The organism is Spirosoma montaniterrae, from assembly GCF_001988955.1.
GTDB classification, from domain to species: Bacteria; Bacteroidota; Bacteroidia; order Cytophagales; family Spirosomataceae; genus Spirosoma; species Spirosoma montaniterrae.
Genome location: NZ_CP014263.1, coordinates 1937974 through 1949938, shown reverse-complemented (window position 1 = coordinate 1949938; position 11965 = coordinate 1937974). Strand labels below are relative to the sequence as shown.

The following is an 11965-nucleotide window of genomic DNA, read 5'->3' as shown; positions in this document are numbered from 1 at the left end:
TATGATTACAGAGACACATTTAAAGGATTGTGAAGCACAGGTTCGTGAAGCCATTGACGAATTGTTCAATTTGATAAAGAAGAGAGAACACAACCTAAATGATTATATAGTGTTGCTTGCTGATGGCTCATATAAGGAAAACTATATTGGAACAGTACAGAATCTCAGCCCATACGTCATTGATGATCGCATGGGCCACTACCGAGACTTACATAGACGCGAGTTCTATGTTACATACATCAACCAAGATCGAGAAGTCTATTACAATAAACTTGACCAAGAAAAGCAAGCGGCTTTCTTTCGTTATTGCACCTCTTTAGAGTTTATGATATACACTCACATTTGGGAGTCAAACTGGTTTTTAAAAACTTTAAAACAAATATCAAATCTCGTGGCTGGTAGAGAGTACGATTGGAAGATAGAAAGTGAAATTCCAGATTTTGAGCGAAGAGAGTTTATTACAAAAGAAATAAGAGGAGTTTTTGAAAAGGAGAATTTAAAGATTGTGGAGGTAATGAAATCTTATCATTCACAAATACGCAACGCATTTGCACATAATGCTTATAATTTTAGTTTTCCTTCCGGAATTGGCGGTAAAATCTATTTTAACAACTATACTGGGAAGAATTGGGAATTAAAAAGTACCACTTACGAAGAATGGCATGACCGATTCGCTCTAACTATATCCTTAGCGCATTATTTATTAGAAAAAATACGTACAGAGCGAACCTCTCTGAAAGATAGCATTTATGAAATATCTCATCCAAGTCTGTTAACAGGGGGAAAGTGTCGTAGAACTAAGATTCGCTACAGTGTTGAACACGATAGTTTTACATTCGTGCGAGATTAAAATATATCGGATTTTCTAACATTTCTACGCCTTCAGTATTCCCCTATGCAACTCCTCAACCGGAAAAATCAAATCCCAGTTTTCGCCCCAAACCAAGTTGCCCATCTCAACGGTAAATGTTTTGAAAAGGGCAAGGTCGCGGTAGCGATTATATTGCGGGTGCGGATGTTCGTAGAGAAACGGGCCAAAGTCAATCGTTTGCTCGGTGTTGTCGTTGAAACGGATCAATACCTTATAATCACCGATGTGCCGGGCCTCCGTGACCCGGATATATTTCACAGTTTTTGCGTGATTCGCTCGGCGGTTATTTCTTTTTTCAGAATGAAGAACGCTTCCCATTTTTCTGTGATTTTGTCGTAATATGCCCTAACGAACTTCTCGGCTTCTTTTCGCTTTTTAGCAGGCAATACCGGGCCGCTTCCCGACTTTCGTTGCTGCACATCTATCAACGTACCATCTTCATAGATGAGTTCAAAAATGGTCTCGTACTGCTCATACCTGGCGTGAACGTGAATAGGCAAATGCTCATTTGCGTAAAAGTAAAAAGCGATACCCAGGTATTCGTATAGTTTAGGCATACAGATTTGGTCAGACTTCTCTGCAATCTACCAAAAATAGTACGCTTGTTAGACCGTAACCGTATTTAGGGTATCTAATCCTACAAGAAAACAGCCCGATAACCAATCTGTAGATTAGCCACCGGGCGGTGTAAAATTTGTGTAGTCTGCTACGCCACTTCGATCAGCGACACGGCTTTCGCTTCGAGCAGGCTTTCGCCCATGAGGTAGCAGTCGGCGGCACGGGCGGCTTCGCGACCTTCTGAAATAGCCCACACGACCAGCGACTGACCCCGGCGCATGTCGCCAGCGGCAAATACCTTAGGGTTCGTAGTAGTCTGATAATTAGTTGCTTTTACATTGCCGCGCTCGTCGTACTCCACGCCCAGATCATCGAGCAGACCGTTGTGTTGCGGGTGGAGGAAGCCAGCCGCTAACAGAGCCAACTCGCAGGGAATGTCGCGTTCAGAGCCGGGCAGTTCAACCATCTGCATACGACCATCGCGGTTTTCCCACGTCAGGTCAACTAAGCGGAGGGCTTTCAGATTGCCCTCTTCATCGCCAATAAACGCCTTCGTATTGATGCTCCAGTGGCGTTCACAACCCTCTTCGTGGCTGGTGCTGGTGCGTAGCATCATAGGCCAGTTGGGCCAGGGGGTGCTGTCAGCGCGTTCTTTGGGCGGCATCGGCATCAGCTCAATCTGCGTCACACTCGCGGCACCGTGCCGGTTCGAGGTGCCCACGCAGTCGGAACCCGTGTCGCCCCCGCCAATGACCACTACGTTTTTACCCGTCGCGAAAATATCGCCATCGCCGTAGGTTTCGCCCCGGTGATCGACCTGAACAAACAGCCCGGCTACGCGCTTGTTTTGCTGACTCAAAAACTCCATCGCCGGGTAAATGCCTTTCAGATCGCGGCCCGGAATGGGCAGGTCGCGTGGTACGGTCGAGCCACCTGTCAGCATTATGAGGTCAAAATCGTTCAGCAGTGTGTTGGCTTTGATGTCCACGCCTACGTTGACGCCTGGTTTGAAGATAATCCCTTCGGCTTCCATCACGGCCAATCGGCGGTCGATAGTCCACTTTTCGAGTTTGAAATCGGGAATGCCGTAGCGCAGCAGCCCGCCAATCTGATCGGCCCGCTCAAACACTGTTACGGTATGCCCGGCCTTGTTGAGTTGGGCCGCAGCCGCCAGCCCCGCCGGACCCGAACCAACCACGGCAACTGTTTTGCCGGTGCGTACTTTGGGCGGCTTCGGCACCACGTGCCCACGCTCGAACGCCACTTCGGCAATCGACTTTTCGATGAACTCGATGGCGACGGGCGGTTTGTTAATGCCCAGCACACAACTTGCTTCGCAGGGTGCGGGGCAGATGCGGCCCGTAAACTCCGGGAAGTTATTGGTACTCGCCAGAATTTCATAAGCATAACCCCAGTTCTGCTCATACACGGCGTCGTTGAACTCGGGGATGATGTTGCCAAGCGGACAGCCGCTGTGGCAAAACGGCGTGCCGCAGTCCATGCAACGGGCTGCCTGCCGCTGGGAGTCCTGCTCCGAGAACGGCATCTCAATTTCTTTGTAGTCGTGAATCCGCTGTTGCGGGTCGCGCTTCTTTGGCAGTTCGCGCGTGAATTCTAAAAATCCGGTCGGTTTTCCCATTACAACTTACAGCGTGTACTTTGTGTCAAATACGTCTTCCCAGGTTAACTCAACGTGGTTGGTCGGCAGGTCAGTGTCAATATTGGCTTCGGTGCGGGCCTGCTTCAAGGCTGCTTCCCAAATTGCCTGAATAACGTCTTCGTTCAGTGATGGAGTAAATTCACGGAGTTCGGCAATTTCGAAGCGGGCATTAAGAATTGTGAGCAACCAACTTTTTGACCGCTTTTCGGGTTGAACCTTCCATTTTATTACGTGCATCATTAGCCGGATAAGCTGACTCTTCAACGCTCGTCGCTCCGAACGCGCCATGGTTTCAATTAGCTGATTTAGGCCGTATTCAACGTCGGCCAGGTCGCCGGCATCGAACGATTGTTTGATTTCCTGCGCGGCCAGCAACTCGGAAGTCGATGTTATGTCTTCCCAATTTTTCATAGCTTTCAGGCGGTTTCGAGGGTCCGTTTTGAGAACACGTCATGTTCAGTTAATGGCTCTAGTGCGTCTTCCTCAACAATAAATACGGCAATAGTTTTACCGATAGCATTGAAGGCTTCCACGTAATAACCATTAGAAACTCCCGGCTCCGGCGACTCTAAGTATTCAATAGGTGTCACTAAGTCCTTAGCGAGGAGTTTGTGTTCAGGAAAATCCTTCAACAGATCTACCTGTTTATACAAGGGACATTTCTGGGACATGGAGAATCGCTTTCGTCAATCATCTTGTCATCGTTCAAACAGCAACTTCCAGTTGTCTTACCGCATTAGTCAACGCTGCTTGTTTGATGAATCCTTTCAGTGATAAATCCTCATCCAGTTCATCCCAACTAACAGCAATACCGTTGCCAATCAACGAATACTGAAGCAATTGAACGGAAGTAGCATTTTTAAGTCTTTCATACTGTGAAAGCCTCAAATTCAGCACGTTGCCATTTGTTAATAGTATCAGCATTCGATCCATCTCTACGCTGAAGAAAAGCTGTTTAATACGAAGCCCTCTTTCTAAAATTAACTGGTCCACCGGATCGGTCGCTGGTTTGTCAACGATGTTATTTTCCAAAGAAGTCATTCCATTTGCTGATTAAGAAGTCTCGATTTGCTTCTACAAGTTCGCGAATTATTCGACGTTCTCGCACTGTGTAGCCATAAGAATATTCTTCAGTAGCTAATTTATCACCCCTGCGTCACATCCACCGTAATGTCCTGATAGACCACGTTTTTGTCGCGAATCTGTTCAGACAGGGCGATGCCGCGACCGGCCAGTGCCTTGCGGAAGTCTTCGGGCATAACCTTCACAAACTGACCAATACGGGCGTCCCAGTCCTGAATCAGCGCGAGGGCAACGTTGCTCGTCGTGTACTGGAAATGCTTATCGACATACTCGCGCACAATGCTCCGGTCCTCGTCGTTCAGTGGCTCCAGCGTCACCATTTCGGGATTGACCTTACTCGCGAAACTTCCGTCCTGATCCCAGACGTAAGCCACTCCGCCCGACATCCCAGCCGCGAAGTTGCGCCCGGTTTGTCCCAAAATAACGGCCAAACCACCCGTCATGTATTCCAGACCGTGATCACCTACACCTTCGACCACAACTTTTGCGCCGGAGTTGCGGACGCAGAACCGCTCGCCCGCCATGCCCCGAATAAACGCTTCGCCCGACGTTGCGCCATAAAACGAAACGTTGCCAACGATGCTGTTTTCTTCGGGTTTAAACGTAGCTGTTCGGTCGGGATACACAATCAGTTGCGCCCCGCACAGCCCTTTGCCGAAATAGTCGTTCGCATCGCCTTCGAGTTCGAGTTTAATACCGCCTGTTGCAAACGCGCCGAAACTTTGGCCCGCCGTGCCGCGCAGCTTGACATGAATCGTGCTTTCGGGCAGACCCGGACCACCATACACTTTCGAGATTTCGTTCGAGAGCATCGTGCCAATGCTCCGGTCGATATTTTGCACCGTAAACTCGCCGTAGACCGACTCCGCAGCGTCGAGCGCGGGTTTCGCCAGTTCAATTAGTTTGCGGTCGAGTACGTGTTCGAGTTCGTGGTTTTGTTCTTCCTGCTTGTACAGTGCCACGTCGAGGTTGGTCGGCTCTTTATACAGCAGGGCGTCGAAATTAACGTTTTTGTGTTTCCAGTGCGCCAGATCGGAGCGGAGTTCAAGCATTTGCGACTGACCAACCATCTCGTTTACGGTGCGGAAACCCAGTTCGGCCATAATCTCGCGCAGTTCCATTGCCAGAAACGTAAACATATTCACCACGTGTTCGGGCTTGCCCGTAAACAGGGCACGTAGCTCTTTGTTTTGCGTTGCCACGCCAACGGGGCAAGTGTTCAGGTGACACTTCCGCATCATAATACAGCCCGTAGCGACCAATGCCGCCGTGGCTACGCCAAACTCTTCGGCACCGAGCAGAGCCGCAATAGCCAGGTCGCGGCCTGTCCGCATCTGCCCATCGGTTTGCACCGTTACACGGCCCCGCAGCTTATTTTTCACCAGCGTTTGGTGCGCTTCGGCCAGGCCCAGTTCCCAGGGCAAACCCGCGTGCCGGATGCTTGACAGGGGCGAGGCTCCCGTTCCACCATCATGGCCCGAAATCAGAATATGGTCGGCATGGGCTTTGGCAACGCCGGCGGCAATGGTGCCAACGCCCGCTTCCGACACCAATTTGACGCTGATACGGGCCGCCCGGTTCGCGTTTTTGAGGTCGGAGATTAGCTGCGCCAAATCTTCGATGGAATAAATATCGTGGTGGGGTGGGGGCGAAATCAGACCCACGCCGGGCGTACTGTGGCGCGTCCGGCCAATCCAGTCGTCAACTTTAAAGCCGGGCAGTTGACCACCTTCGCCGGGCTTGGCACCCTGCGCCATTTTAATCTGCAACTCCTGCGCGTTGGTCAGGTAGTAGCTTGTAACGCCAAACCGACCCGATGCCACCTGTTTGATGGCCGAGTTCAGGCTGTCGCCGTTGGCAAGCGGGGTGTAGCGCAGTTCGTCTTCACCGCCTTCGCCGGAGTTGCTCTTGCCACCGATACGGTTCATGGCAATGGCGAGCGTGGTGTGTGCTTCCCACGAAATCGATCCGAACGACATAGCCCCCGTAGCAAACCGTTTGAAGATGCTTTCAATGGGTTCGACCTCGTCGATAGAGACGGGCGTACCTCTTTTGAACTTCATCAGGCCACGTAACGTAATGGCTTTCTGCGTCTGATCGTCAATAAGTTTGCTGTATTTTTTGAACAACTGGTAGTCGTTCTTTTTGGTCGATTGTTGGAGCAGGTGAATAGTATCGGGGTTAAAAATATGCTTTTCGCCCCGTTGTTTCCACTGGTAAATCCCACCTACTTCCAGCCGTGGGTTTGCCACCGGAACGGGCGGGAAAGCCACGCAATGCCGCACTAAAATCTCGCGGGCAATTTCGTCTAATCCCATACCGCCAATGCGCGACACGGTACCCGTAAAGTAGCGGTTCACTACGTCGGCATTGAGGCCGAGGCACTCGAAAATCATGGCTCCCTGATACGATTGCAGGGTCGAAATGCCCATCTTGGAGAAGATTTTGAGCAACTCGCCATTAACGGCCTTGATGTAGTTTTTGTAGAGTTTATCGAGGTCGTACTCAACCGCCAATAGCCCTTTTTCCCTCATGTTGGCGATGGTCTCGAAGGCCATGTACGGGTTCACGCCCGATGCGCCGTAGCCAATCAGCGTGGCAACGTGGTGTGTTTCCCAAACGTCGCCCGCTTCGACCAGAATGCCCACTTTACCCCGCAGACCCTGCCGGATGAGGTGGTGGTGAATGGCTGAGGTTGACAGCAGCGACGGAATTGGCGCGTGGCTCGAATCAATGGACCGATCCGACAATACCAGAATCGAGTAGCCGTCCTGAATGGCATCTTCAGCATAGCGGCAGATGCGGTCGAGGGCGCGTTCGAGCGATTTGCCGTTACCATCAGCCGTAAACAGGCAGTTGATGGTTTTAGCCTGAAACTTAGGCTTGTCGATAAACCGTAACTTGTCGAACTCCGGCGTAGTAAGCACGGGCTGATCGAGTTCGACCTGCCGGCAGTGTTCGGGCGATTCGCTCAACAGGTTGTAGGTAGCACCGACGAACGAAATCAACGACATGATGGCCCGCTCCCGAATCGAGTCGATGGGCGGGTTCGTTACCTGCGCAAACAACTGCTTGAAATAATGGCTCATGTGCTGACTCTGTTCCGACAGCACAGCCAGCGGCACGTCGACGCCCATCGAACCGAGAGCTTCCTTGCCCGTTTCGACCATTGGAGCCAGAATCATCCGCAAATCTTCCGACGTGAAGCCGAACGCCTGTTGCATCCGCAGCAGTTTGGCCGGATCATACGGGTTGTACGACCGGATGGGGGCTTCGAGGTCCGAGATTCTGATCTTGTTCTCATCAAGCCAGGTTTGATAGGGCTGACGGGAACTCATCTGCTCTTTAATCTCTTCGTCGGCCACAATCCGACCCTGTTCCATATCAACGAGGAACATTTTGCCAGGCTGCAAACGGCCTTTTTTGACTACTTTGACAGGGTCAATGTCCAGCACACCCACTTCCGAAGCCATAATCACGATATCGTCGTTCGTGACCCAGAAGCGCGACGGACGCAAGCCATTGCGGTCGAGGGTAGCACCGACGATGCGACCATCCGTGAATGAAATCGACGCGGGGCCATCCCAGGGTTCAATCAGGGCTGCGTGAAATTCATAGAATGCCCGCCGGGCGGGGTCCATGTGTGCGTTGCCGTCCCAGGCTTCGGGAATCAGCATCATCATCACGTGTGGCAGTGACCGGCCACTCATGACAAGCAATTCAATAGCATTGTCGAGGTTGGCCGAGTCTGATTGTTTGGGGTCGCAGATGGGCAGCAGCATGTCCATCTCCTCTTTCGTAAACTTGCTCGATTCAAGCAGCCCTTCGGCGGCTTTCATCCAGTTTACATTGCCCTTAACGGTATTAATCTCCCCGTTGTGAGCGATGTAGCGGAACGGCTGCGCCAGTTTCCACGAGGGAAACGTATTGGTCGAAAAGCGCGAGTGTACTACACCAAGAGCCGAAACCACGTCTTCATGCTGCAAATCCGGGAAGTACGGTTCTAATTGTAACGTTGTAAGCTGCCCTTTATAGGTAATGGTACGGCACGATAGCGACGAGAAGTAAAAGTTGTTGACATCGGTTACGGTCTCGTTGATAATGCGAGTACTATAGTTACGAAGAATATAAAGTTTACGCTCGAAATCGTCGGTATTGGTAATGTCTGCCGGGCGTTTAATAAACACCTGTTCCATCTGTGGCTCTGCCGACCGCGATCCTGCGCCGAGATCGCCATTGTTGACCGGCACCACGCGGTAGCAGAGAAGCTCCAGCCCCAGCCGTTTCATTTTTCGATTCAGAATGGCCCGGCATTCTTCACGCAGCCACACGTCTTTCGGAAAATACACCATGCCCACGCCATATTCACCGGCAGCGGGCAGGTGAACACCGAGTTTACGGGTTTCGTCCAGGAAAAACTCGTGTGGAATCTGAATCAGCAGACCGGCGCCATCGCCCGAGTTGGCTTCGGAACCAACGGCTCCCCGGTGTTCCATGCGCCGGAGCATCTGGAGCGCATCGGAGACGATCCGGTGCGATTTTCGGCCTTTGATATGGGCAATGAAGCCAATACCACAATTATCATGTTCAAACTCGGAGCGATAAAGGCCCTGATGCAGCGGCTCCTGCCGAACGGTGGGTTGGTCAACCTGATCAGACATGGTCGTAAACAGTGTTGGGTAAAGCCGTTCAATGAACACTGTTTTTGACAGTTTTTCAAAAAACAAGCCTAATAATTACGAAAATTTAAAATAATACGCTGTGCTCAGAAGAATAAAATCGGCACGTTGCGTGAGAAAAGAAGGGCGTTTGCGATAAAGTCTTGCAATATAATACAAAATATATTTGGCAAAAACCGCGTTTGGCGGAATTTAATAGCAATCAGTAGTAATTATGAATTTGATGATATTTGTTCTTGGAAAGTGACTATTGCCAGCCTGATTATAGAGGAGAGTAGTTTCTGTAATTTTTGCCAGACAGGGATAACAGAAAAACAAAAAAAGCCGCTTCTCTGAAGCGGCTTCGTGATCCGGCTGGGATTCGAACCCAGGACCCATACATTAAAAGTGTATTGCTCTACCAGCTGAGCTACCAGATCGGCACCCGACAAACAACGGGTCGTTGTCGTTTGGGATTGCAAAAGTAGAAGTTTATAACAGTAAACACAAGACCCGGCTTAAAAAAAATTTAGACGCTGGCTTAATTTTATCGCTTCAACAGCTTCCCGAACATCGTGTACACGCAGCACGGAGGCTCCTTTCAGCAAGGCGGCTGTGTTCAATACCGTTGTGCCATTCAGGGCCGCATCCGCCGATATGTTAAGTGTTTTCCAGATGGTTGATTTGCGCGAAAGGCCAATCAGTAGTGGTTCATCGAACTGCTGAAAAGCGTTTAACTGACTAAGTAGCTCGAAATTCTGCGCAGGTGTTTTGGCAAAACCAAAACCAGGATCGAGCAGCACGTCTTTCGCGCCCAATGCCCGAAGTTTCGCCAACTGAACCCCAATTTCATCTACTACATCAACGACCAGATTCTCATAAACCGATAGCGACTGCATGGTTTTGGGATTTCCGCGCAGGTGCATCAGCACATACGGCACACCCAGCCCGGCCACAGTCTCGAACATGAGCGGGTCAAGCGTGCCACCGGCCACGTCGTTGACCATAGAGGCACCCGCGTCTACGGCTTGTCGGGCTACTTCGGCCCGGAACGTATCGACCGAAATCAGCGCGTTCGGATACTGACGCAAAACGGCTTCAATAGCGGGCAACACGCGGTCGGCTTCTTCGGCGGGGCTGATGTCATTGGCACCAGGGCGGGTCGAATAACCGCCAATATCGATGAACGTCGCCCCGTCGGCCAGCATCTGCCCGGCACGTTCAACCAGATCGGCGTTGGCTGAAACCCGGCTCCCGGTATAAAACGAATCGGGTGTTACATTCAGAATGCCCATCACAACGGGCGTAGTCAGGTCAATAAGTCGGCCCCGGCAGTTTAGTGTTTTCTTCGTACCTTTCGGCATTATATATGATTATGTTAACTACAGAGACCGAATATCGGCAGGTTATTCAACGCTGCAAGGACTTATTTCTGAAAAAAAATAAAGATTATGGCACCGCGTGGCGCATTCTGCGGTTGTCGAGCATCACCGACCAGATTTTCATCAAAGCCCAGCGTATCCGAACATTGCAGGAAACGGGGGTCAGCAAGGTAGGTGAGGGCATTGAGCCGGAATTTGTGGGTATTATCAACTATTGCGTGATGGCCCTGATTCAGATGCAGTTGGCAACTGACAAACGCACGGACATTCCGACCGGCGAACTCGAAAAACTATATGATGAACAAATTGGCCGGGTTATTGATTTGTTATTCGCCAAGAATCACGATTACGGCGAAGCCTGGCGCGATATGCGCATTAGTTCAATGACGGATATTATCTTGATGAAGCTTCTGCGAACAAAGCAGATTGAAGATAATGAAGGGGCAACACTCGTGTCTGAAGGTGTTGAAGCGAACTATATGGACATGATCAACTACGCCGTTTTTTGTTTAATTAAAAGTAATGCGGGTGGAAACCCGAATCAATAGCTAAACAGCGGGTTTCCACCCGCGTTACGCATGAATACAGCCACTTCGCAGCCTAAACTGAAAACCGGAACGCCCCCTATGTTGTGGGCAGCCCGGATTGCCCGCTTTCTGGTGGGTGGAATCTTTATTTTTTCGGGGCTCATCAAATTGAATGACCCCGTTGGTACGCAGATCAAGTTCGAGGAATATTTTGAGGTATTCGCTCAGGATGTGCCCCTGTTGCACAACTTCTTTATGGGCTTAGTGCCGTTTACGCTGGCGATGTCGGTGCTGTTTTGCGCAGCCGAGATCATTCTGGGCGTAGCGTTGCTGGTTTCCTACAAGCCTAAAGTTACAACATGGCTGCTGTTTTTCCTGATTGTTTTCTTCACGTTTCTAACGTTCTACTCGGCTTATTTCAACCGTGTAACCGACTGCGGCTGTTTCGGCGATGCCATAAAGCTCAAACCCTGGACGTCGTTCTATAAGGATGTAGCCTTGACCATCCTGATTCTGTTCATCATCGGCCATCGTAACCGCATCAAGCCCCGAAAAACCGGCTGGGTAGTGGTTCTGACTACTGTGTTGACGCTGGGGCTGGGTATTTACGCCATTCAGTTTCTGCCCCCGCTCGATTTGCTGCCGTATGCCGTTGGTAAAAGCATTCCGGCGCAGATGAAGCCGTCCGAACCACTGCGCTATACGTATGTGATGGAGAAAAATGGTAAGACCAAAACGTTTGACCAATACCCGACCGACACGACATATAAGTTCAAAGAAATGGCCCTGGTTAATGAAAACGCAAAGCCCAAAATCACGGATTACCGCGTCTGGAACGATGCGCTGGAAGGCGATTTCACGCAGCAGACATTTACGGGAAGTAAGCTGTTCGTAATCGTAAAAAGTACTAAAGACATCGATTCGGGCAGCATTCCGGCCATTCGTTCGCTGGTCAATGATTTACAGGGTTCATCGGTCGAAACGTATATCCTGACCTCAGTTAGTGACGACGAGATCAATGCATTCCGCACGGAGTATCAATTGCCAGTTAAGCATTACAAAGTAGATGGCACGGTTCTCAAAACCATCATGCGCTCGAACCCTGGCACGTGGCTGTTGAAAGATGGCACAGTACGCGGCAAATGGCACTATAACACTACGCCCAATGCCGATGAGGTTAAGCGTTTACTGAATGATTGAGTGGTTGAATGATTGAATGAGACTAT

The 11965-nt window shown here is 50.4% G+C and carries 11 protein-coding genes and 1 tRNA gene; 3 read left to right on the top strand and 9 right to left on the bottom strand.

The features are described from left to right. Position 1 precedes the first annotated feature (1 nt). Entirely contained in the window at positions 2–850 is an 849-nt protein-coding gene (locus tag AWR27_RS08540; RefSeq protein ID WP_077130784.1) for a hypothetical protein, read from the top strand. 24 nt (positions 851–874) lie between these two features. Here AWR27_RS08540 and AWR27_RS08535 read toward each other — a convergent pair whose 3' ends face one another. From AWR27_RS08535 to folP, 9 genes are all read right to left on the bottom strand, one after another. Then, the gene (locus AWR27_RS08535; RefSeq protein WP_077130783.1) at positions 875–1129 is read right to left on the bottom strand and encodes a DUF2442 domain-containing protein; all 255 of its coding nucleotides are present in this window, start codon (positions 1127–1129) and stop codon (positions 875–877) included. Beyond that, on the bottom strand, positions 1126–1428 hold the full coding sequence (locus AWR27_RS08530; RefSeq protein WP_077130782.1) for a DUF4160 domain-containing protein: 303 nt from the start codon (positions 1426–1428) through the stop codon (positions 1126–1128). Before AWR27_RS08530 ends, AWR27_RS08535 begins: the two co-directional genes overlap by 4 nt. 149 nt (positions 1429–1577) lie before the next feature. Further along, positions 1578–3068 (bottom strand): glutamate synthase subunit beta, encoded by a 1491-nt coding sequence (locus AWR27_RS08525; RefSeq protein WP_077130781.1) that lies wholly within the window; start codon positions 3066–3068, stop codon positions 1578–1580. A 6-nt stretch (positions 3069–3074) separates the two neighbouring features. Beyond that, a complete protein-coding gene (locus AWR27_RS08520; protein WP_077130780.1) occupies positions 3075–3500 on the bottom strand; it encodes a DUF29 domain-containing protein in 426 nt (141 codons plus the stop codon). 5 nt (positions 3501–3505) lie between these two features. Then, positions 3506–3721 carry a hypothetical protein gene (locus AWR27_RS08515; protein ID WP_198045115.1) on the bottom strand — a complete coding sequence of 72 codons (216 nt, stop codon included), beginning with the start codon at positions 3719–3721 and terminating at the stop codon, positions 3506–3508. Between the two features lie 73 nt (positions 3722–3794). After that, positions 3795–4130, bottom strand: a complete 336-nt coding sequence (locus AWR27_RS08510) for a DUF2442 domain-containing protein (RefSeq protein WP_083732794.1) — start codon at positions 4128–4130, stop codon at positions 3795–3797. 104 nt (positions 4131–4234) lie between these two features. Then, complete coding sequence (gene gltB / locus AWR27_RS08505) at positions 4235–8833, bottom strand: glutamate synthase large subunit (protein ID WP_077133885.1); 4599 nt, start codon at positions 8831–8833, stop codon at positions 4235–4237. A gap of 364 nt (positions 8834–9197) precedes the next feature. Beyond that, positions 9198–9270, bottom strand: a tRNA-Lys gene (locus tag AWR27_RS08495). A 78-nt stretch (positions 9271–9348) separates the two neighbouring features. Then, positions 9349–10194: a dihydropteroate synthase gene (gene folP / locus AWR27_RS08490; RefSeq protein ID WP_077130777.1), complete on the bottom strand. Its 846-nt coding sequence runs from the start codon at positions 10192–10194 to the stop codon at positions 9349–9351. 11 nt (positions 10195–10205) lie between these two features. Between folP and AWR27_RS08485 the strand changes: the two genes are divergently transcribed. Both AWR27_RS08485 and AWR27_RS08480 read left to right on the top strand, forming a co-directional pair. Then, positions 10206–10760, top strand: coding sequence for a DUF1599 domain-containing protein (locus AWR27_RS08485; protein ID WP_077133884.1), 555 nt, complete (start codon positions 10206–10208; stop codon positions 10758–10760). A 30-nt stretch (positions 10761–10790) separates the two neighbouring features. Beyond that, positions 10791–11939: a BT_3928 family protein gene (locus tag AWR27_RS08480; protein WP_083732793.1), complete on the top strand. Its 1149-nt coding sequence runs from the start codon at positions 10791–10793 to the stop codon at positions 11937–11939. The last annotated feature ends 26 nt before the right edge of the window (positions 11940–11965 follow it).

What these genes read in the sequence shown, in the direction of transcription:
- AWR27_RS08520 (WP_077130780.1), bottom strand. Translation starts at nt 3,500, where the DNA reads ATGAAAAATTGGGAAGACATAACATCGACTTCCGAGTTGCTGGCCGCG.
- AWR27_RS08485 (WP_077133884.1), top strand. Translation starts at nt 10,206, where the DNA reads ATGTTAACTACAGAGACCGAATATCGGCAGGTTATTCAACGCTGCAAG.
- AWR27_RS08530 (WP_077130782.1), bottom strand. Translation starts at nt 1,428, where the DNA reads ATGCCTAAACTATACGAATACCTGGGTATCGCTTTTTACTTTTACGCA.
- folP (WP_077130777.1), bottom strand. Translation starts at nt 10,194, where the DNA reads ATGCCGAAAGGTACGAAGAAAACACTAAACTGCCGGGGCCGACTTATT.
- AWR27_RS08540 (WP_077130784.1), top strand. Translation starts at nt 2, where the DNA reads ATGATTACAGAGACACATTTAAAGGATTGTGAAGCACAGGTTCGTGAA.
- AWR27_RS08510 (WP_083732794.1), bottom strand. Translation starts at nt 4,130, where the DNA reads ATGACTTCTTTGGAAAATAACATCGTTGACAAACCAGCGACCGATCCG.
- gltB (WP_077133885.1), bottom strand. Translation starts at nt 8,833, where the DNA reads ATGTCTGATCAGGTTGACCAACCCACCGTTCGGCAGGAGCCGCTGCAT.
- AWR27_RS08525 (WP_077130781.1), bottom strand. Translation starts at nt 3,068, where the DNA reads ATGGGAAAACCGACCGGATTTTTAGAATTCACGCGCGAACTGCCAAAG.
- AWR27_RS08480 (WP_083732793.1), top strand. Translation starts at nt 10,791, where the DNA reads ATGAATACAGCCACTTCGCAGCCTAAACTGAAAACCGGAACGCCCCCT.